We start from the raw sequence: 21,586 nt of genomic DNA, 5'->3' as shown, positions 1-21,586 counted from the left end.
TGCTAATTTTGTGTTAATCGCTTCACGATTTTCACTGTTTCGTACGCCGCTTTCTCAACTTGCTCTTTCGTATTTCCAAGTCCGAAACTAAAACGTACGGATGAACGTATTTGATCGGAGTCTTTTCCGAACATCGCCACTAATACATGTGATGGATCAATCGAACCAGCTGTACAAGCCGAACCACTTGATACTGCAATGCCAGCTAAGTCTAAGTTCACAAGAAACGGTTCAATGTTCATTCCTGTAAAACTAATATTAAGCACATGTGGTAATCGATATTCTAAGTTTCCGTTTACCTCGAAAGTAATGTCTTCATTTTTGAAGACAGATACCATTATATCTTTAAACTCTTCATATTGGGCATTTTTTTGCTCACGAGTTTTTTCAGCTAGCAAAATTGCATGTTGCAACCCAACGATGCTCGGCACATTTTCCGTACCAGCACGGCGTTTTCTTTCTTGCTCCCCGCCTATTAATAACGGTTCAAATTTCACGTCTGCACCAGCGTATAGGAACCCGACACCTTTTGGCCCGTTAATTTTATGAGCCGAAATTGATAATAAATCAATACAAAACTCTTTCACATCAATTTCTACTAAACCGTAAGCTTGTACCGCATCTGTATGGAAATAAGCTTGATGCTCTTTTAGCAGCTTACCTATTTCCGCAATTGGTTGCATCGTCCCAACTTCATTATTCCCAAACATAATAGATACAAGAATTGTCTCTTCTGTCAATGCCTTTTGTATGTCAGAAACTTGAACGCGTCCTGTTTCATCAACAGGTAAATATGTCACTTCAAATCCTTCACGCTCTAACAATTCACACGTATGCAAAATTGCATGATGTTCAATTTGCGTCGTTATAATATGGTTACCTTTATGACGGTTCGCACGCGCTACACCGATAAGCGCTAAATTATCAGCTTCCGTACCACCGCTCGTAAATATGATTTCATTCGGATTCGCATGAATGCTACGTGCACATGCGCGTCTCGCCTCATCTACTGCATGGCGCGTTTGACGTCCATAAAAGTGAATACTAGACGGGTTTCCGAATGTTTCTGTCATATATGGAATCATCTTTTCGACCACTTCCGGGTGAGTCGGAGATGTCGCAGCATGATCTAAGTAAATGCGTTCCATTAAATCTCCTTCTTTCCAAATCGTTTCACAAGGAATTAAATGTAAAACATATAGCCCCCGTGATTTTCTTCCTCATAACGTACTAAATCTTCTAATGTTGTACTATCTAACACTTCTTGCACCGCATCACGAACACGCATCCATAATTGGCGTTGTGCTGGTTCTTCTTCTTCTATCATTTCTACAACACTAATCGGACCCTCTAATACACGGATTACATCCCCAGCTGTAATATTAGCCGGCTGATCTGATAATACATATCCGCCATATGCCCCGCGTGTACTCTTTACTAGACGCGCGTTACGAAGTGGTGAAATTAATTGCTCTAAGTAATGCTCAGATAAGTCATGTGCCTGCGCAATTGATTTTAATGAAATCGGACCTTCACCAAACTTTTTTGCAAGATCGATCATAATTGTTAAGCCGTAGCGGCCTTTCGTTGAAATCTTCATCTATTTTGCACCTCTTTTCAAATTTTCACTTCTATTGGTTATATCTTATTTGTAAAAGAACACAATTTAAAATCCTATGAAATTATAGCATAATATAGTATTATAAGAAATTTCAACTTGTGTATCAAAATGATAACATAAAATCACATTGAAAAACTCGGAAATTATTACAATTGAAAGAAAAATGAAAATATTCATATTCATTTTTCCCACAAAACAGCATCCTATTTCAAATTCCACTAAAAAAAATGATACGATAGAAAGAGATTATACATTAAGGGAGACGCTAAAAATGAAACAACCACTCGCACATCGAATGCGCCCTACAAATATTCAAGAAATTATCGGACAACAACATTTAGTTGGTGAAGGAAAAATTTTATGGCGAATGGTCCAAGCAAATCATTTTCAATCTATGATTTTATATGGCCCTCCAGGCACTGGAAAAACATCCATCGCGAGCGCAATTGCAGGAAGTACCGGAACCCCTTTTCGCCTATTAAACGCTGTTACTCATAATAAAAAAGATATGGAAGTTGTCGTACAAGAGGCAAAGATGCATCGACACCTCGTTTTAATTTTAGATGAAGTACACCGTCTAGATAAAGCAAAACAGGATTTTCTATTACCTCATTTAGAAAGTGGACTCCTTACCTTAATTGGTGCGACGACGAGTAATCCGTTCCATGCTATTAATTCTGCTATTCGAAGTCGGTGTCAAATCTTCGAATTACACGCATTAACAGAAGATGATCTTTTAATTGGCTTAAAACGAGCACTTGAAGATAAAGAAAAAGGTCTTGGGGAATATGATGTAACTGTTACGCCTGAAGCATTACATCACTTCGCAAATGCATCAGGCGGAGATATGCGTTCCGCTTATAATGCACTGGAACTAGCTGTTTTATCTAGCTTTACAACTGATGACAAAGCTGCGGAAATTACGCTAGAAATCGCCGAAGAATGCTTACAAAAAAAGAGCTTCGTTCATGACAAAGGCGGAGATGCTCATTATGACGTATTATCGGCATTTCAAAAATCGGTGCGCGGAAGTGATGTAAATGCAGCACTTCACTATTTAGCACGTCTTATTGAAGCTGGTGACCTACAAAGCATCGGTAGACGTCTTCTTATTATGGCATATGAAGATATTGGACTTGCTAGCCCGCAAGCTGGACCGCGTACGCTAGCAGCTATAGAATCAGCGGAACGAGTTGGATTCCCAGAAGCACGCATACCACTTGCAAATGCCGTTATTGAGCTTTGCCTATCACCAAAATCAAACTCAGCTTATAAAGCACTTGACGCTGCCTTACACGATTTACGGAACGGTCAAACAGGCGATATTCCAAGTCATTTAAAAGATAGTCATTACAAAGGCGCAGAGGCACTTGGAAGAGGCATTGGATACTTATATCCACACGACCATCCAAATGGTTGGGTACAGCAACAATACTTACCTGATAAAATAAAAAACAAACAATATTATAAACCGAAAACGACAGGGAAATTTGAGCAAGCACTTTCTACTGTATATGAAAGATTACAAAGTTCGAATAAAACGAAAAATAAAGGGTAACATAAGCGAAAACGTCACCATTATGGAGGCTTCGCTTATGAAAACACGTCAAGATGCATGGACAAAAGAAGACGATCTCCTTTTAGCAGAAACTGTTTTACGACATATTCGCAGCGGCAGTACACAAATAAAAGCATTCGATGAAATCGGCGATGCTTTAAACCGCACTTCCGCAGCTTGCGGCTTTAGATGGAATGCTGAAGTAAGGCCAAATTATGAAGATGCGGTGCAGCTTGCGAAAAAACAACGTAAAGAATTAAAGCGTTCTGAAGCTAAAATAGAAAAAGATCAGTTCACAAAAACGAAACAACTGGTAATCGATGCTGAGTTTTCAGAAGATATTGTACCAAGTAAACAAGAACTTACAATGCAAAATGTCATCTCGTTTTTGCAAAACTTAGAGCACAATAATCCTTCACTCGCAAAGTTACAAACTGAAAATGAAGTATTACAAACTCAGCTCACTTCCTTGCAAAAAACGAATGATGAGCTTGAAACTAAATTAGCCGCACTCACAAAAAAACAACAAGCAATCGAAGAAGATTATGCAATGCTCGTTAGAATTATGGATCGTGCTCGAAAACTCGTTTCAGTTGAAGAACAAGAAGAGCAGATCGCTCCCATTTTCAAGACAGATCAAAATGGAAATTTAGATATTATTTATTCTGCAGAGAATTAAAAAAGGATGTCACCTAGCCCAATTTTCCGGCTAAGTGACATCCTTTTTTTGTCTCTTCGGTGGATAGCATATTGGTAAATGAAATTATATCGACGATTTTTCGAATATATCTATCGTAACTTACAATATATCAACGATTTTTTAATTATATCGACTATTCGACAAGGAATATCGATTTACCGACAAATATTTACAAAATAAGCAAACCCGCTATACAAAGAACTCCCTGAATCAACTGGATATTTTTTACTTAAATGTTACTATAAACATATACGATTGAAAGGAGCTGATTGCCATTTCATTAGTAGCCTTCAAAATAACACTCGGTATTCTCGTTCTAACGTTAGGCCTTTTTACCATTCACAGTTTAAAAAAGACCTGAGGTTATAAATCAGACAAATATGATTATTACTTACTGACCTTGCTTGCATTTGAACTAGTAGCAATGCAAATACCCCTATTTCTTTAGCACATCTAAAAAAGCATATATCCAAAAATGGATATATGCTTTCACTTTATTCTTGCCCTACACGCTTCACTTCTACGTTTTTAATACGTTCACGTACAACGTGACTTGCCATAATTAAGCCTGCCACAGATGGTACGAATGCATTTGATGAAGGTGGTAATTTCGCTTTACGAATTTTTGCATTTTCGTCTGGTACAATTTCTTTACGTACTTCTTCACGAATTACGATTGGATTTTCGTCAGAGAAGACAACTTTTACACCTTTTTTAATGCCCTCTTTACGAAGCTTCGTACGAATGACTTTCGCAATTGGATCTGTATGTGTTTTAGAGATGTCCGCAATACGGAAACGAGTTGGGTCCATTTTATTTGCTGCACCCATACTTGAGATAATTTTAATTTTACGACGTAAGCATTGTTTAATTAAATGAATTTTGAACGTAATCGTATCAGATGCATCCACTACAAAGTCTAAACCGTACTTAAAGAACTCTTCATATGTTTCATCTGTGTAAAACATTTCTAGTCCAATTACTTCACACTCTGGGTTAATGTCTGCAATACGCTCTTTCATTAATTCTACTTTTGAACGTCCTACAGTAGATACTAAAGCGTGAATTTGACGGTTTACGTTTGTAATATCTACAACATCTTTATCTACTAATACGAGACGCCCAACTCCAGAACGTGCTAACGCTTCAGCTGCAAAAGAACCTACGCCGCCAATTCCTAAAATACCGACTGTACTATTTTTTAATATTTCAAGTCCTTCTTTACCGAAGGCTAATTCATTACGTGAAAATTGATGTAACATTCAGCTCTACACTCCTATTACAAAAATGGTCTACCATGTATTCTAGCGTTTTTCCGACTATTTGTATAGAAAAAGTTATAGAATTCCTAAAAATACATATTTCGAAAATAAAAACATAGTGTAAACCGGGATTTTGTTTCTTCCTAAATACACGTTTAAAAAGGAGGATTTAGAGAACCGAGCAGATCGAGGCGCTGAAGCCAGGAGGAGCGCAGTGTAGCTTTACTACTCGAGCACCGGACTAGCATACGTAACGACGAGATGCGACAGTTATCTGAACCGGACTTTTTAAACAACCTCTCAAAAAAAGCCTAGATGGTATTAGTATAACCATCTAGACCCTATTCTTACTTCTCTTCTTTTAAGCTTAATTTTAAGTTTAACTCTTCAAGCTGTGCTTCTGCAACTGGGCTTGGAGCTTCTGTTAATAAGCAGCTTGCGCTTGCTGTTTTCGGGAATGCAATTGTATCACGAAGGTTCGTACGACCTGCAAGTAACATAACAAGACGGTCTAAACCTAATGCAATACCACCGTGTGGTGGAGTACCGTATTCGAATGCTTCTAATAAGAATCCGAATTGCTCTTGCGCTTCTTCTTGTGAGAATCCAAGTGCTTTGAACATTTTTTCTTGTACGTCACGCTCGTAAATACGAAGTGATCCACCACCAAGCTCATAACCGTTTAATACAAGGTCATATGCTTGCGCACGTGCTTTTTCTGGTGCTGTTTCTAATAGCTCAACATCTTCACGGAATGGCATTGTGAATGGGTGGTGAGCTGCGAAGTAACGATCTGCATCTTCATCGTACTCAAGAAGCGGCCAATCCGTTACCCATAGGAAGTTAAATTTACTTTCGTCAATTAACTCAAGCTCTTTACCTAGACGTAAACGAAGTGCACCTAAGCTATCTGCAACAACGCTCTTCTTATCTGCTACGAATAGTAATAAGTCACCAGCAGTAGCTTCTAATGTATTCATTAACACGTTTGCATCTTCTTCACCGAAGAATTTCGCGATCGGTCCTTTTAAGCCGTCTTCTTCCACTTTAAGCCAAGCTAAACCTTTTGCACCGTATACTTTTACGAATTCAGTTAATGCATCGATGTCTTTACGAGAGTATTTGCTCGCAGCACCTTTTGCATTAATTGCTTTTACTTGTCCGCCGCTTTCTACAGCACTTGTAAATACTTTAAATCCACAACCTGCTGCAAACTCAGATAAGTCTGTTAGTTCCATTTCAAAGCGTGTATCTGGCTTATCAGAACCGTAACGAGCCATTGCATCAGCGTAAGTCATACGAGGGAATGGTGCACTAATCTCTACACCTTTCGCATCCTTCATAACTTTCGTCATCATGCGCTCCATCATATCTAAAATTTCTTCTTGTGTTAAGAATGAAGCTTCAATATCGATTTGCGTAAATTCTGGCTGACGGTCCGCACGTAAATCTTCATCACGGAAACAGCGTGCTACTTGATAGTAACGCTCAAATCCGCCGACCATAAGAAGCTGTTTAAATAGCTGTGGAGATTGTGGTAATGCATAAAACTCACCATCATGTACACGACTTGGTACTAAATAATCACGAGCTCCTTCTGGCGTGCTCTTCGTTAAAATTGGTGTTTCCACTTCTAGGAACTCTTCTGTGTCTAAGAAGTTACGAATTGTTTTTGTTACGTCATGACGCATTTTGAATGTATTGAACATTACAGGACGACGTAAGTCTAAGTAACGATATTTTAAACGCACATCTTCTGATGCATCTGTATCATCAGCAATAATGATTGGCGTTGTTTTCGCTGCATTTAATACGTTTACTTTCGTTGCTTGTACTTCAATACGACCCGTTGCCATATTGTCATTAATTGCGCCTTCACCACGCTCAACAACTGTACCTTCTACGTGTAATACGTATTCGCTACGAATTGTTTCTGCTACTTCTAGCGCCTCTTTTGATGTTTCTGGGTTAAATACAACTTGTACGATACCTGTACGGTCACGTAAGTCGATAAAGATTAATCCACCTAAATCACGGCGTTTTTGTACCCAACCTTTTAATTGAACTGTTTGTCCAACTGCTTCTACTGTTACTTTTCCACATGCATGCGTTCTTTCAGCCACTGTAAGTTCCCCCTATATTAATTTCTCTGCTACGTATGAAGCAAATACATCTAATGCTACTTCTTCTTGTTCGCCTGTTGCCATATCTTTTAAGTTAATGATGCCTTTATCTAGCTCATCTTCCCCTAATACAGCTACAAATTTCGCTTTTAGACGATCTGCTGATTTAAATTGTGCCTTCATTTTGCGATCTAAATAATCTTTTTCAACTGATAATCCAGCTTTACGAAGATCAAATGCAACTTTTGCAGCATGGTCTTTTGCTTTTTCACCAAGCGCTACAACGTAACAATCAATGCTATGTTCGATTGGCAATTCAATGTTTTCAGCTTTTAGTGCCATAATTAAACGTTCAATACTCATCGCAAAACCGATACCTGGCATTTCTGGTCCACCGATTTCTTGTACAAGTCCGTTGTAACGTCCACCACCGCTTAATGTAGTAATAGCACCGAAACCTTCTGCCTCACTCATAATTTCAAATACAGTGTGTTGGTAGTAGTCTAAACCACGTACTAAGTTCGGATCTTTTTCAAATGGAACATCCATCATCGTTAATAGTTCTTGAACTTTTTCGTAGTATACTGCTGAATCTTCGTTTAAGTATTCTGTAATAGATGGTGCTGTTCCCATTAATTCATGGTTACGGTCCTTCTTACAATCTAAAATACGAAGAGGGTTCTTTTCTAAACGAGATTGACAGTCAGAACAGAATTCGCCGATACGTGGCTCGAAGTGTGCGATTAATGCATCACGGTGTGCTTGACGGCTTGCTGCATCACCTAAGCTGTTTAATACAACTTTAATATTTTTTAAGCCCATGCCGCGGTAAAACTCTACAGCAAGTGCAATTACTTCTGCATCAATTGCAGGATCGTTACTGCCGATTGCTTCAATACCAAATTGTACGAATTGACGATAGCGACCTGCTTGTGGTCTTTCGTAACGGAACATTTGGCCGATATAGTATAATTTCGTCGGTTGTGTTGCGTCACCGAACATTTTATTTTCAACGTAAGAACGTACAACAGGTGCAGTACCTTCTGGACGTAATGTTAAACTACGCTCTCCACGATCTTGGAATGAGTACATTTCTTTTTGCACGATATCTGTCGTATCACCAACACCACGTAAAAATAGCTCAGTGTGTTCAAAAATTGGTGTACGAATTTCTTTGTAATTGTAACGACGGCAAATTTCGCGTGCTTGCCCTTCGATATACTGCCATAACTCAACAGTACCTGGAAGAATATCTTGCGTTCCGCGTGGGATTTGAATAGACATATTCAGTTCCTCCTCAAATTGTTTTAATCTTAATAAAAATAAAAAAACTCCCGCCTCTACTGTTTGAACAGTAGGGACGAGAGTATTATACCCGTGGTGCCACCCTAATTGAAGCACGTATGCTTCCACTTTTTTAATAACGCTTAAATGTGCGTTCATCCCTACTAAGCGTATACGCCGTTCAAGTTGAAACCTCTAGAGTGTCATTCAATCAGTCATCATGTAGAAATGTTTTCAGCCTAAGACATTTCTTCTCTTTCCATGTGTGTCTCATTTACTCTTCTCTATCAAAGGTTATATTCATATGTAAATATAAAATTACTATACGTTTGTTCAGTAGGATTGTCAAGTGCTCTAAGAGCGTTCAATCTGCTTCTTTAGACGCTTTACATCTTGAAGAGAAATGCCAAACTCAGAAGCCAGCTCCATTGAAGTATTGTTTTGCTCTTTTGAAATAAAATCATGAAAATTTACGTTAAACAGTTGATTTGCACCATTTGTAACAGAATGCCCTTTTTCATTCATACGCATACGTATATCCCTCACATTCAATATGGATGTTTTACTTTTTATTGTTCCATATTGATTAGAGAGTTATACATAACTGAAACAGCTATTAATTCTAAAAATAGGAATCCAAATAGTGGGATAAATGAACAAAACATACAACAATGTATAAAAAAAGAGAGGATGATATCATCCTCTCTTTTTAAGTAACACTATTTACTTTCCACAATTAAGGTAACCGGACCATCATTGATTAAAGAAACATCCATCATTGCTCCGAACTTCCCTGTTTCTACATGCAATCCTTGCTTACGTACTTCTTCATTAAAGAAATCATATAAACGCTCTGCATAGTCAGGTTTAGCTGCATCCATAAAGTTTGGACGTCTTCCCTTGCGGCAATCTCCGTATAATGTGAATTGCGAAATGGATAGAACTTGTCCTTCTACATCAAGTACAGAATGGTTCATCTTTCCGCTCTCATCTTCAAAAATACGTAAGTTCGCAATTTTTTCTGCAATGTAAGTTGCATCTTTTTCTGTATCTTCATGCGTAATGCCAACTAGTAATGTTAAACCGAACGGAATTTGTCCTACGATCTCACCGTCTACTGTGACAGACGCTTCTTTTGATCGTTGTAAAACAACTCTCATCTTTTCTACACTCCCTATTAATGCATCATGCGTCGTACTGCATAAATTTCTGGAACACGTTTAATGCGTTCTACTACTTTTTTCAAGTGCTGTAAGTTACGAATAGAGATTGACATATTAATTGTTGCCATCTTATTACGGTCACTTCTACCAGAAACTGCTGAAATGTACGTTTTCGTCTCTGTAACAGCTTGTAATACTTCGTTTAATAAACCACGGCGATCGTAACCTGAAATTTCAATATCAACGTTATACTCAATTTCTTTTTCAGGGCTACCTTCCCACTCTACTTCTAATAAACGTTCTATAGCTTCTTCTGTATGAACATTTACACAGTCACGGCGGTGAATCGATACGCCTCGGCCTTTCGTAATATACCCAACGATATCATCACCAGGTACTGGGTTACAGCATTTTGATAAACGAATTAATAAATTATCTGCACCACTTACTTTAACGCCAGAATCCCATTTTCGAATTTTCATCGGTTTACGAACTTCTTTAACTTCAACAATCTCTTCTTCTTCACGTTGCTTACGGAACTTGTCCGTTAGTCGCGTAACAATTTGCGATGCAGTGATACCATTATATCCAACTGCCGCAAACATATCTTCTTCATTTGCAAAGTTGAATTTTTCAGCAACTCGTTTTAAATTGTCAGGCGCTAACACTTCTTTCATCTCATACTCTAGGCTACGCACTTCTTTCTCAACAAGTTCACGGCCTTTTTCAATATTTTCATCTCTACGTTGTTTCTTAAAGAACTGACGTATTTTGTTTTTTGCATGAGATGTTTGAGCAAGTTTCACCCAATCTTGACTTGGTCCATACGAATGTTTCGATGTTAAAATCTCAATGATGTCACCTGTTTTTAATTTATAGTCAAGTGTCACCATTTTCCCGTTTACTTTTGCACCAATTGTTTTATTCCCAATCTCTGAATGCACACGATATGCAAAGTCAATTGGAACAGATCCAAGTGGTAATTCCATTACATCGCCTTTCGGTGTAAAGACGAATACCATGTCAGAGAATAAATCAATTTTTAACGACTCCATAAACTCTTCTGCATTAGAAGCTTCATTTTGCCATTCTAATATTTGACGGAACCATGTAAGTTTCTTCTCTAATGTACCTGTTGTTTCTGCTGTTTTTCCTTCTTTATACGCCCAGTGTGCCGCGATCCCGAATTCTGCAATCTCATGCATTTCTTTCGTACGAATTTGCACTTCAAGCGGATCACCTTTCGGTCCAATTACAGTCGTATGAAGAGATTGATATAGATTTGCTTTCGGCATTGCAATATAATCTTTAAAACGACCTGGCATCGGCTTCCAGCACGTATGAATAATTCCAAGTACTGCATAACAATCTTTAATACTATTTACAACGACACGTACAGCTAATAAATCGTAAATTTCATTGAATTGTTTATTTTGCAGTGCCATTTTACGATAAATACTGTAAATATGTTTTGGTCTTCCAGAAATTTCAGGTTGAATTGCAACTTCGTCTAATTTCTCACGAATACCAGTCATTACTTCGTCTAAATACTCTTCACGTTCTGCACGTTTACGCTTCATTAAATTTACAATACGATAATATTGCTGTGGATTTAAGTAGCGAAGTGACGTATCCTCTAGCTCCCATTTAATAGTACTAATTCCGAGTCTATGTGCTAAAGGCGCAAAGATTTCTAACGTTTCATTCGCAATGCGACGCTGCTTCTCTTGAGGCAAATGTTTCAATGTACGCATGTTATGAAGACGATCAGCTAGTTTAATTAAAATAACTCGAATATCTTGAGCCATTGCAATAAACATTTTGCGATGGTTTTCTGCTTGTTGTTGCTCATGAGATTTATATTTAATCTTTCCAAGCTTTGTCACACCATCAACAAGCATAGCAATTTCTTTATTAAATTCCCGTTCAATATCTTCTAATGTAATCTCTGTATCTTCTACTACATCATGTAAGAAACCTGCTGATACTGTAGCTGGATCCATGTGTAAATCAACTAAAATACCTGCAACTTGAATTGGATGAATAATGTATGGTTCACCCGATTTTCTGTATTGTTCGCTATGCGCATCGCGTGCATATTCATAGGCACGTGCTACTAGCTCAATATCTTCATCCACTAAATATTGACTTGCTTTCTCGAGTACCTGTTCAGCTGTTAGTACCTGCTCATTTGCCATCGAATCACCTTTTATTGAAAATTGACTTTATCTTTATTAAATAGAATAAATTATATTCTATCATTATAACCCAATGATTGTGAATTGTGAAAAGGAAAAGATTTTACTGACATTTCACCATAATTTTTTGTTCAATTATACAAAAGTACCCGCTCCTCTCCAAGAGATTCACGGGTACTTCTTATCACCGTAGTTTTACCTATATAGCGATTAGTATTTTTCTAATACTAATACATCGTAACCATCTAACATTTTACGACCATCTAAGTAAGTAAGTTCTACTAAGAATGCAATTCCTGCTACAACTCCGCCTAGCTCTTCAACTAGCTTAATTGTCGCTTCGATTGTTCCACCTGTAGCTAATAGATCATCTGTAATTAATACGCGTTGGCCTGGCTTAATTGCATCTTTATGGATTGTTAAAACATCTTTACCATATTCTTTACCGTAGTCAACTGTAATTACTTCACGTGGTAATTTTCCTAATTTACGAACTGGCGCAAATCCTACTTCTAATGCGTAAGAAACTGGGCAACCAATAATAAAGCCACGAGCTTCTGGACCTACTACAAGGTCGATGTCTCTCTCTTTTGCATACTCAACGATTGCATCTGTTGCTGCTTTGTATGCTTTACCGTCGTTCATTAACGGTGTAATGTCTTTAAACACAATACCTTCTTTTGGATAGTCCGGTACAATTGCGATATGTTGCTTGAAATCCATATTTCTGAATCCTCCTCAGATCTAAAAGGTTTGTAAATACAAATCCTTTACCCTAACTGTTCTACTTCTTTATGATTACGAATCGTTTCAAACCATGTATATAGTTGCTGATATGTGCTATAAACCAATTCTTTTTCTAATTGTAAGTGGTTCATTTTCTCACGATATGTGTTCGATTCAATTAAATCACGCTTTTGTTTTTTGTCTGCCATAAAAATGACGCCATCTTTTATTGTAACAAATTCTAACTCAAAAAACACCTGTGTCATGAAATTTACTGTATCTTTTGACCAACCTTTATGTTGACATAGTTGTTCTCCATATTGCCTTAAAGAAAATGGTGATTTTTGGCTCAAGAATGAATAGTACCATTTAAAGTGATCCCTCGTTGGAACAGTGCTAAATAAATGATTATTCTCTTGATAAAATAGCGTATAAATTCGCGACGGGAACCCAACTTTAAATAGATCTCGTAATTCATCTGTTCCTTTTGGTAAATCAAGTAACACGATGTATTGCTCATCTAACTCGGTTACTTCTGATGCATGCATCATATGCTCTTTATAGTCTTCTAAAGAAAATTTATTCAATACCTCTTTAGAAAAATACAACATCGTGATTTTTTCTTTCGGAAGTTCTGCTAAATTTGCTTCTACGTTACGCATACTACGCCAATCAAATAATTGCCATGCCTCTACAGCAATATCTTGCACCATTAATTGCGGCTTCTTAAAATTATTCCATTCATTGATAGACGCTTCTCCTATTACAGATACTTTTGCAACTGGAGAAATTTCTTTCGCATACGCACCAAAACCGAATCCAATTGTATCCAATGTTGCTTGTCCATCACGAAGAGACATCTTTAAATGAGAACCGTCTGATCCGATTGCACGAATACTTTCTAACTCCGCATCTTTCACTGCAATACGTGGCTTTGGATTTCCAACACCAAATGGCGCTAACTTTTGCATATCTTCAATTGCTGCAAGTGTTACGTCCTCCACTTTGCAAAAAGCATCGACAGCTGTAATTGGAATAAAATCTTCTTCCGTTAAAATTGTATCTGCCTGTTCATTTAAACGGCGGCGTAATTCATCTACATCATTCATATGTAGCGTCATTCCCGCTGCCATCGGATGTCCTCCGAAGTGTGGCAATAACTCTCTACAATCTGACAAATTTGCAAACAAATCAAATCCTGCAATACTACGCGCTGAACCTTTTGCAGTTTCTTTTACAGGATCAATGCATAATACAATCGTTGGACGATAAAAACGTTCAACTAATTTAGAAGCAACAATTCCAATTACACCTGGATTCCATCCTTCTTTTGCAAGCACTAATACTTTATTGTCTTCAGGCGGGAAATTATTTTCCACCTCAGCGATAGCTTCTTCTGTAATTTGCTTTACAATATCTTTTCGCAGTTTGTTCAGTTCATCAATTTCTTCAGCCAGCTCTTTCGCTTCTTCCGGATCCTCTGATAATAAAAGATGTACAGCCGGCGTAGCATCTTCTAAACGTCCAACTGCATTAATACGAGGTGCGATTGAGAAGCCAATACTCTCTTCTGTAATTTCACTTTGCGAAACATTAGCTACTTTAAATAGCGCCTTTAGTCCAATATTTTTCGTCATGCGCATATGTTTTAAACCGCGCTTCACTAGCAATCTATTTTCACCGTGAAGTGATACTAAATCGGCTACTGTACCAATTACTGCAATTTCTAATAAATGTTCTGGTACACGGCCCAGTAGTGCATGCGCAACTTTAAACGCAACACCAACGCCCGCTAAATAGTGAAACGGATACACACCGCCATCTAATTTCGGATGAATAATCGCAAGTGCTTCTGGCAATTCTGGTGGCGGCTCATGGTGATCTGTAATAATAAGATCTATCCCAAGTTCCTTCGCTACTTTCGCTTCATGTACAGCTGCGATACCAGTATCAACAGTAATAATAAGTGAGAATCCCGCGCTATGCGCCCAACGGAATGCTTCTTCGTTTGGTCCATAACCTTCTGTAAAACGGTTTGGGATATAAAATTCTACGTCTGCACCTAATTCTTGTAAGGCAAGATATAATACAGTCGTACTACTTACTCCGTCCGCATCGTAGTCACCAAATATTAATATTTGCTCTCCATTTTGAATCGCCTTATTTACACGTTCTACCGTTCTATCCATTCCTTCTAATAAAAATGGATCATGAAATTCTTGATTTTCTGTATTTAAAAAATCTAAAATCTTATCTTCTGTATCTAATCCTCTACCGAGGAATAACGAAACGACAAGTGGTGATAATTGTAATTTACTTGCTAATTCACTCACTCGCTCGCCATTATATTCTTTTTCTTTCCAACGCGTCTTCGGTTGTAACACGAAATCACCCCTTAACCTGTTCATTATACAAGACAGATTAAGGGGTGACAATATCATGCAAACTACGATGCAATATCTATATACTAAAATGTTAATAATGTTTAATTTGGAGAATACGGATTTATATGTACAAACACATTTTGTACGTTATCTTGTTTCATAAGCGTTTCTTTCACATGCTTTCCAATGCGATGCCCTTCTTCTACAGTAATGTATGGATCTACAGAAACTTTAATATCAACAATAACATAATGACCATGTTCCCTTGCGTATAAAGAACCAATTTTTTTTACACCATCTATTTGAAGTACTGCTTCTCTAAGCGGAATAACATCTTCCTCATGAAGAACATGATCAAGCGTTGCATGAATTGCTTCTGCCCCAATACTCCATGCCATTTTTGCAACGAGAAGTGAAACAAATAATCCTGCAATTGGATCGGCATACACAAGCCAATCTAACCCGAACTTACCACCAATAATCGCTGCACAAATACCGATTAAAGCTGCAATTGAAGAAAACACATCTGAACGGTGCTCATATGCATTTGCAATAATTGCATCACTATTTACCCTTTTCCCTAATCGGAATTTATATTGAAACATTCCTTCTTTCACGATAATTGAAAGAACGACAGCAAAAATTGTAATCCCTTTCGGCGGTTCTAGTTCCTGTGAAAAAGCTTTTATGGACGAAATCGCTATCTCGATTCCCACAATAAATAATAATACTGCAACAATAATCGCTGAAATCGATTCCGCTTTACCATGACCATACGGATGATCTTCATCGGGCGGCTGCTTTGCTGCTCGTAACCCAAACAGTACAGCTAGCGAACCAATTACATCTGATGCAGAATGCACCGCATCTGCTAATAGCGCTTTACTGTTCCCAATATAACCAATTACCGCCTTTATAATCGCTAATATAATATTACCAACGATCCCGACAATAGCACCAAACTCGGCCTGTTTAAAACGTTCATCTTTTTCCATCATTAAAATCCCTTCTTTTCTTAACCTATCTTTTTATCCCACTTTAATGGGCAGTAAGACCCCTACCTCAAAATTCAGTGAAAGAAAAAAATTTATGTGGGGGTCGGGCTGCCCATAAAAGTCCGATTGGTTCAACTAATAATCAGTGGGGGATGAAGAAAACCCCCACTGATTAAAGTTTCACTTTATTGTAACAAAAACAGCGATAACATCACCACTTTCTTCCATTTCATCATTTCAAAGTAACTATCTTATTGTATCCACAAACGAAAAAAGAGATGCCTCATAAAGAGACATCATCTTTTTTATACTTGCGGTTCAGATTCTACTTTCTCAACCTTTTTCTTGTTTTTGCCCTTTTTCAAACGACGGTTTTCAAGCATTAACCAAATTTGAGAAGCAACGAAAACAGAAGAATACGTACCTACAACTAGTCCAACAAGTAACGCAAACGAGAAGTTACGTAGTGACTCACTACCGAAGATAAGCAGTGCAATTACTGGGAATAACACTGTTAATACGGTGTTAATCGAACGACCAAGCGTTTGGCGAATACTTGCATTTACGATTTCTTCTAAGTCTTTTATATCGCGAACTCGTTTTTTCTGTTTGTATAATTCACGGTTTCTATCAAACGTAACAATTGAGTCATTAATAGAATAACCGATGATTGTTAACACGGCAGCGATAAACGTTAAGTCTACCTCCAATTGGAAAATACTAAATATAACAATCATAACGAATGCATCATGTAATAATGCAAGCACTGCAGATAATGCGTACGTAAATCGGAATCGAATACTTACGTATAAAATGATAACTGCAGAAGCAATTAATACTGCGATAAATGCATTTCTTGCAATTTCTTTACCAATTGTCGGCGAAACTGTACTTACGTTTGGATCTGTACCATATTTATCGTGGAAGAATGTTTTTGTTTTCGCAATTTCATCTTTTGATAGAACACCTAATGTACGAACTGCGAATCCCTTATTGTCATCTCCAGTCGGTACAATGTTTTCTTCCTTCACGTCAATGTTCAATTCTTTAAAATCTTTATGAACATCAGACACAGTAACTGATTGTTTTGATTGCAGGTCGATACGTGTACCACTCGCAAAGTCAATACCAAGATTCATTTTGAAAATTGGTAAAATAATTGCACCTGCAATTACAACTACAATCGAGAAGATAAGGAATTTATGACCGACATTTACAAAGTTAATACGATCAAATTTCGTTGGTGGATGTACTACACCTTTTGTTAACGGAATAATATCCTTTTGTTTCACACCAAAGTATCCTGGTTTTTTATCGAAGTAACGGCTCTTTACAAGTAAACTTAGTAAGAAACGAGTACCGAATACGTTCGTAATAAAACCGACTAAAATACTTACAATTAAACTTGTTGCGAATCCTTTTACAGAGCTATTACCGTAAACGAATAATACACCAGCTGCTGCAAGTGTTGTAATGTTCGCATCTAAAATTGTTGCTAATGAACGATGGTTACCAGCACGGAATGCTGACATCATTGACTTACCAATTTTCAGTTCTTCTTTTAGTCTCTCGTACGTAATAATATTCGCATCAACTGCGATACCTACCCCGAGCACTAACGCTGCAATACCTGGCAACGTCAGAACTGCATGCATCCAGTTAAAGACAAGTAATGTAACGAAAATGTATAAACCTAACATAATAACCGCTACAAGTCCTGGTAAACGGTAGAATACAAGCATAAATAAGAAAATAAGAGCGATACCAATCGCACTAGCGAAAATCGTTTGCTCTAACGCTTGTTGACCAAATTTCGCTCCAACAGATGTTGAATACATTTCTTTTAAATCAACCGGCAGTGCACCTGCGTTTAATAAAGATGAAAGTTGTTTTGCACTTTCAACAGTGAAGTTTCCACCTACGATAGATACTTCAGCTTGGTTAAATACTTGACTTACTGTTGCTGCTGATAAGAATTTCGGATTCGGTTTTGCAGATTCTGCTTTATACGAATCTTTTCCTTCTTCAAAATCAAGCCAAATTACCATTAAATTCGTTGGTGGTGGCATTTTTGAAATTTTCTCAGTTACTTCACGGAATTTTTCAGCGCTTTTTAGTGTAAGACCTACACTCGCACGGCCTTGCTCATCAAATGTTTGCTTCGCTCCGCCGCCTTTTAAATCCGTTCCATCCATAAGAAGATTGTCATCTACATCACGAAATGTTAATTTCGCTTGTGTTGATAACATTTCACGTGCTTTTTGCTGATCTTGTACACCAGCAAGCTGTACACGAATTCGATCTTGCCCTTCGATTTGAATGTTCGGCTCACTTACACCGAGAACATTGACACGATTTTCAAGAGCACCTACTGTACTTACAAGTACATCTCGATCGATTTTATCACCTTTTTTGGCTGGTTTTACTTCATACAGAATTTCAAAACCACCGCGAAGGTCTAGTCCTAGACTAATTCCTTTTGCTATGTCTTTTCCTGCCGCACCAATTACTCCACCGATTAATAAAACGATGAGGAAAAAGGCGGCAATTCTTGTACCACGCTTTGCCATATGTACCCTCTTTCCGCTACTAACACTTCAAATAAATCTTTTACGATTCACTTTTACACGTGTGCATACGCCTAGTTAGTAGACTTCCTTTCTATAATTTTGCTAGTTCCTCACCAGCTGTGTCGGTAAGTTTTTCACATTACCTACACTTTCATTATTTGTTTTCTCTCTTCACTACCTCCTTTATATATGATCTTAGACATAATTATTTCCTCATTATCAATACCTATCATTATACTGCAAAAGGAAGAACAAACCAATTGCAGTCGGTTATTTATTTTCATATTCATCAAATGACCAAAGCGGGGCTTGATATGCTTCAACAGTTAAATACGTCATATATTCATTAGCTGTTACTGTTAATACGTCATTAACTAATTCATACAATCTAACGTCACTGTCTATCTTCTTCCACTTTTTCACTTTAAGAAACTTCCAAATGTCATCATCTGTTACTCGGTCGTAGCCGAACATTTGGAACTCTTCTACTTTACTTTCTAAAACGACTTGTAACTGTCCGCGGTATGATTCTACCAAAGCCTCTCTATCTAACATATATAACATCTCCTTCTTATTTCAGCACGAAAAGTCGCTTTTAATCCCGCTCTAATGGACAGCAATAACTACTTTCAAGAGTACTCTCTTAAATGCTTGTCATTCTTGTCTCGTACGTGCATATAAATTATTGTAAATCATTCCACTGATTTTGAGAAGGTAGGAGAAGACCATGACGAGACAAAGCTTTTTAAAAGGCGCATTTATTTTAATGATAGCCGGCTTTATTACCAAAATTCTAGGATTTATTAATCGTATTGTAATGGCACGTATTTTAGGAGAAGAAGGCGTTGGCCTTTATATGATGGCCGTCCCTACATTTATTCTAGCAATTACATTAACACAAATCGGTCTTCCTGTCGCAATCGCAAAATTTGTAGCAGAAGCAGAAGCTGTGAATGATAAACAAAAGGTTAAAAAAATATTAACAGTATCATTAGCTGTTACATCTGTTATTAGTATCATTTTAACAATTGGAATTATGCTCCTCACACCTATTTTAGCAAAAACATTATTAACTGATGAACGAACGTACTATCCATTAATGGCCATTTTGCCTGTCGTTCCTGTTATTGCTGTTTCTTCTGTTTTACGTGGCTATTTCCAAGGGAAACAAAATATGAAACCTAGCGCTTACGCCCAAGTGATAGAACAAATTGTCCGCATTACCATTATCGCTATATGTATTCAATTATTTTTACCTTACGGCGTAGAATATGCTGCAGCTGGTGCTATGTTATCAGCCGTTCTCGGTGAAGTGGCATCGTTATTATTTTTACTCACTTTATTCCAGCGTGAAAAACATTTATCTATACGCTCTGGATTTTTCACTACTGTAAAGGAAAGCAAGGGGACATTTTATTCTCTTATGGATATTGCACTTCCAACTACAGGAAGTCGTTTAATCGGTTCCGTTTCCTATTTTTTTGAACCTATCGTCGTTATGCAAAGCTTAGCGATTGCCGGCGTTGCTGCCTCCGTCGCAACTCAGCAATACGGTATATTAAACGGGTATGCATTCCCGCTTCTTTCACTACCAGCCTTTATTACATACGCTCTTTCGACAGCACTCGTTCCATCTATTAGCGAGGCAATGGCAAAAAGACAACATAAATTAGTAGAACACCGCTTACAACAAGCTCTTCGAATCTCACTCATTACTGGCGGGTGGTCAGTCGTTATATTATACGTATTTGCTTCTCCTGTTTTAACTCTTATGTATGGGTCGGATAGTGCAACAGCGTTCATCCAGCTTCTTGCACCTTGCTTTTTATTTCATTATTTTCAAAGTCCACTTACCTCTGTCTTACAAGCTTTAAACTTAGCACGTGCGGCCATGATGAATACATTTATTGGTGCAATCGTGAAATTAATCGTTATTTTTGTACTAGCTTCAAGGCCAGAGTTTCAAATGATGGGGGTTGCCCTTGCAATTGCAGCAAATATCGTAACAGTAACATTTCTTCATTATGCTACTGTTTTAAAGAAAATTACATTTACCATTTACGCAAAAGACTATATTTTTGGCGGACTTGCCATCGGTATCGCAGGCTCCTTCGGTTTTTACCTTCATAAGTATATAGTTTTCTCTCATTCACTTGGCGTACAAACATTATGGGAAATCACTTTAACAACACTCGTTTATATTGTGCTCCTCTTCATTTTCAAGCTCATTCGAAAAGAAGAGTTAAGTCGTCTCCCTATCATTCGAAAACTTTCATTTTTGAAGTAAATAGGCTTACTATTCCATATAGTAAGCCTCTAGTTTTCTTTCAAATCAACAAAAAATTTTCCATTTTGAAAACTACAGTATAAAATTTGTGTTACATCGTTATAGCCTAAGTTTTTTAATTTTTCAACAAGCCACTCGTCTGTATGTTCAATCATTTGTAAATGATTCGATTGAATTTCTCCATCGATAATAAGGGGAAGAGTAAACTGCAATGCATCCTGCCCGCCTTTTTGTTTTTGAAAGACAGATAACTTCCCAGATGGTTCTAAAATAGCGTATTCTACATCCCTAATATCTCCGACTCCCTGCTCTCTTAATTGCATCATTAAATCATCTATATTATATCGCTGGTTTCTCATCTTTTTCCCATCAATTTTTCCAGCATTAATAATGATTGCTGGTTCTCCTTCTATTAAATGCCGAAATCGTTGAAACTTTAAAGAAATGACAGACAAAATGATCTGTATACACATAAGAAAGACCATCGGAACTAATTGATGCCAAAGTGATTTATCCGTATTTTCAATTGCGACTACAGCCATTTCACCAAGCATAATGAATACGACTAAATCTAATACACTTAATTCTCCTATCTCACGTTTACCCATAAGACGAAAAATAATTAAGATGATAATATACAACAGCATCGTCCGGCCAATTACTGATACCCATTCCATTTTTACATCTCCTTTTTACGTATAGACTCCCCTATAAA

Annotated in this window: 17 protein-coding genes and 1 other annotated feature; of the genes, 3 read left to right on the top strand and 14 right to left on the bottom strand. The window is 37.5% G+C overall.

What is annotated here, in order from left to right; genetic code table 11:
• Nucleotides 1–2 precede the first annotated feature (2 nt).
• Nucleotides 3–1,148, bottom strand: a complete 1,146-nt coding sequence (locus tag QCI47_RS05565; protein ID WP_048557574.1) for a cysteine desulfurase family protein — start codon at nucleotides 1,146–1,148, stop codon at nucleotides 3–5.
• 35 nt (nucleotides 1,149–1,183) lie between these two features.
• A complete protein-coding gene (gene cymR, locus QCI47_RS05560; RefSeq protein WP_000704116.1) occupies nucleotides 1,184–1,600 on the bottom strand; it encodes a cysteine metabolism transcriptional regulator CymR in 417 nt (138 codons plus the stop codon).
• Between the two features lie 292 nt (nucleotides 1,601–1,892).
• Here cymR and QCI47_RS05555 point away from each other — a divergent pair, with 292 nt between their 5' ends.
• Nucleotides 1,893–3,179, top strand: coding sequence for a replication-associated recombination protein A (locus tag QCI47_RS05555; RefSeq protein ID WP_000812933.1), 1,287 nt, complete (start codon nucleotides 1,893–1,895; stop codon nucleotides 3,177–3,179).
• Nucleotides 3,180–3,216: 37 nt separating this feature from the next.
• On the top strand, nucleotides 3,217–3,858 hold the full coding sequence (locus QCI47_RS05550; protein ID WP_309422276.1) for an RsfA family transcriptional regulator: 642 nt from the start codon (nucleotides 3,217–3,219) through the stop codon (nucleotides 3,856–3,858).
• A 515-nt stretch (nucleotides 3,859–4,373) separates the two neighbouring features.
• On the opposite strand, the gene QCI47_RS05545 is transcribed toward QCI47_RS05550, so the two are convergent.
• The 11 genes from QCI47_RS05545 to QCI47_RS05495 all read right to left on the bottom strand — a co-directional run bounded on the left by QCI47_RS05545 (nucleotide 4,374) and on the right by QCI47_RS05495 (nucleotide 19,139).
• Nucleotides 4,374–5,141, bottom strand: a complete 768-nt coding sequence (locus tag QCI47_RS05545; protein ID WP_000903179.1) for a tRNA threonylcarbamoyladenosine dehydratase — start codon at nucleotides 5,139–5,141, stop codon at nucleotides 4,374–4,376.
• Between the two features lie 347 nt (nucleotides 5,142–5,488).
• The gene (gene aspS, locus QCI47_RS05540; protein WP_000840908.1) at nucleotides 5,489–7,264 is read right to left on the bottom strand and encodes an aspartate--tRNA ligase; all 1,776 of its coding nucleotides are present in this window, start codon (nucleotides 7,262–7,264) and stop codon (nucleotides 5,489–5,491) included.
• 12 nt (nucleotides 7,265–7,276) lie between these two features.
• On the bottom strand, nucleotides 7,277–8,548 hold the full coding sequence (gene hisS / locus QCI47_RS05535; protein ID WP_000027087.1) for a histidine--tRNA ligase: 1,272 nt from the start codon (nucleotides 8,546–8,548) through the stop codon (nucleotides 7,277–7,279).
• 69 nt (nucleotides 8,549–8,617) lie between these two features.
• Nucleotides 8,618–8,848 (bottom strand) — a binding site (T-box leader).
• 54 nt (nucleotides 8,849–8,902) lie between these two features.
• Nucleotides 8,903–9,079 carry a hypothetical protein gene (locus QCI47_RS05530; protein ID WP_001242605.1) on the bottom strand — a complete coding sequence of 59 codons (177 nt, stop codon included), beginning with the start codon at nucleotides 9,077–9,079 and terminating at the stop codon, nucleotides 8,903–8,905.
• A gap of 188 nt (nucleotides 9,080–9,267) precedes the next feature.
• Entirely contained in the window at nucleotides 9,268–9,708 is a 441-nt protein-coding gene (locus tag QCI47_RS05525) for a D-tyrosyl-tRNA(Tyr) deacylase (protein WP_001266956.1), read from the bottom strand.
• A gap of 17 nt (nucleotides 9,709–9,725) precedes the next feature.
• Nucleotides 9,726–11,909 carry a GTP diphosphokinase gene (relA, locus tag QCI47_RS05520; protein ID WP_001262809.1) on the bottom strand — a complete coding sequence of 728 codons (2,184 nt, stop codon included), beginning with the start codon at nucleotides 11,907–11,909 and terminating at the stop codon, nucleotides 9,726–9,728.
• A gap of 210 nt (nucleotides 11,910–12,119) precedes the next feature.
• Nucleotides 12,120–12,632: an adenine phosphoribosyltransferase gene (locus QCI47_RS05515; RefSeq protein ID WP_000346214.1), complete on the bottom strand. Its 513-nt coding sequence runs from the start codon at nucleotides 12,630–12,632 to the stop codon at nucleotides 12,120–12,122.
• 47 nt (nucleotides 12,633–12,679) lie between these two features.
• Entirely contained in the window at nucleotides 12,680–15,019 is a 2,340-nt protein-coding gene (recJ, locus tag QCI47_RS05510; RefSeq protein ID WP_061132116.1) for a single-stranded-DNA-specific exonuclease RecJ, read from the bottom strand.
• A 101-nt stretch (nucleotides 15,020–15,120) separates the two neighbouring features.
• Nucleotides 15,121–16,014: a cation diffusion facilitator family transporter gene (locus tag QCI47_RS05505; protein WP_033674155.1), complete on the bottom strand. Its 894-nt coding sequence runs from the start codon at nucleotides 16,012–16,014 to the stop codon at nucleotides 15,121–15,123.
• A gap of 305 nt (nucleotides 16,015–16,319) precedes the next feature.
• Nucleotides 16,320–18,584, bottom strand: a complete 2,265-nt coding sequence (gene secDF, locus QCI47_RS05500) for a protein translocase subunit SecDF (protein ID WP_001119080.1) — start codon at nucleotides 18,582–18,584, stop codon at nucleotides 16,320–16,322.
• 270 nt (nucleotides 18,585–18,854) lie between these two features.
• Complete coding sequence (locus QCI47_RS05495) at nucleotides 18,855–19,139, bottom strand: post-transcriptional regulator (RefSeq protein ID WP_000886980.1); 285 nt, start codon at nucleotides 19,137–19,139, stop codon at nucleotides 18,855–18,857.
• A gap of 172 nt (nucleotides 19,140–19,311) precedes the next feature.
• Here QCI47_RS05495 and spoVB point away from each other — a divergent pair, with 172 nt between their 5' ends.
• Complete coding sequence (spoVB, locus tag QCI47_RS05490) at nucleotides 19,312–20,871, top strand: stage V sporulation protein B (RefSeq protein ID WP_000198282.1); 1,560 nt, start codon at nucleotides 19,312–19,314, stop codon at nucleotides 20,869–20,871.
• Between the two features lie 29 nt (nucleotides 20,872–20,900).
• Here spoVB and QCI47_RS05485 read toward each other — a convergent pair whose 3' ends face one another.
• Nucleotides 20,901–21,548: a DUF421 domain-containing protein gene (locus tag QCI47_RS05485; RefSeq protein WP_000455393.1), complete on the bottom strand. Its 648-nt coding sequence runs from the start codon at nucleotides 21,546–21,548 to the stop codon at nucleotides 20,901–20,903.
• Nucleotides 21,549–21,586: the final 38 nt, after the last annotated feature.

The organism is Bacillus cereus group sp. RP29, assembly GCF_040459765.1.
Taxonomy (GTDB): domain Bacteria; phylum Bacillota; class Bacilli; order Bacillales; family Bacillaceae_G; genus Bacillus_A; species Bacillus_A paranthracis.
The sequence above is the reverse complement of the archived record's forward strand: the minus strand, read 5'-3'. Positions and strand labels throughout refer to the sequence as shown.

Bases quoted from the DNA above. Each gene is read 5' to 3' on its own strand.
- QCI47_RS05565 (WP_048557574.1), bottom strand. From the start codon at position 1,148: ATGGAACGCATTTACTTAGATCATGCTGCGACATCTCCGACTCACCCG.
- cymR (WP_000704116.1), bottom strand. From the start codon at position 1,600: ATGAAGATTTCAACGAAAGGCCGCTACGGCTTAACAATTATGATCGAT.
- QCI47_RS05555 (WP_000812933.1), top strand. From the start codon at position 1,893: ATGAAACAACCACTCGCACATCGAATGCGCCCTACAAATATTCAAGAA.
- QCI47_RS05550 (WP_309422276.1), top strand. From the start codon at position 3,217: ATGAAAACACGTCAAGATGCATGGACAAAAGAAGACGATCTCCTTTTA.
- QCI47_RS05545 (WP_000903179.1), bottom strand. From the start codon at position 5,141: ATGTTACATCAATTTTCACGTAATGAATTAGCCTTCGGTAAAGAAGGA.
- hisS (WP_000027087.1), bottom strand. From the start codon at position 8,548: ATGTCTATTCAAATCCCACGCGGAACGCAAGATATTCTTCCAGGTACT.
- QCI47_RS05530 (WP_001242605.1), bottom strand. From the start codon at position 9,079: ATGCGTATGAATGAAAAAGGGCATTCTGTTACAAATGGTGCAAATCAA.
- QCI47_RS05525 (WP_001266956.1), bottom strand. From the start codon at position 9,708: ATGAGAGTTGTTTTACAACGATCAAAAGAAGCGTCTGTCACAGTAGAC.
- relA (WP_001262809.1), bottom strand. From the start codon at position 11,909: ATGGCAAATGAGCAGGTACTAACAGCTGAACAGGTACTCGAGAAAGCA.
- QCI47_RS05515 (WP_000346214.1), bottom strand. From the start codon at position 12,632: ATGGATTTCAAGCAACATATCGCAATTGTACCGGACTATCCAAAAGAA.
- QCI47_RS05505 (WP_033674155.1), bottom strand. From the start codon at position 16,014: ATGGAAAAAGATGAACGTTTTAAACAGGCCGAGTTTGGTGCTATTGTC.
- secDF (WP_001119080.1), bottom strand. From the start codon at position 18,584: ATGGCAAAGCGTGGTACAAGAATTGCCGCCTTTTTCCTCATCGTTTTA.
- QCI47_RS05495 (WP_000886980.1), bottom strand. From the start codon at position 19,139: ATGTTAGATAGAGAGGCTTTGGTAGAATCATACCGCGGACAGTTACAA.
- spoVB (WP_000198282.1), top strand. From the start codon at position 19,312: ATGACGAGACAAAGCTTTTTAAAAGGCGCATTTATTTTAATGATAGCC.
- QCI47_RS05485 (WP_000455393.1), bottom strand. From the start codon at position 21,548: ATGGAATGGGTATCAGTAATTGGCCGGACGATGCTGTTGTATATTATC.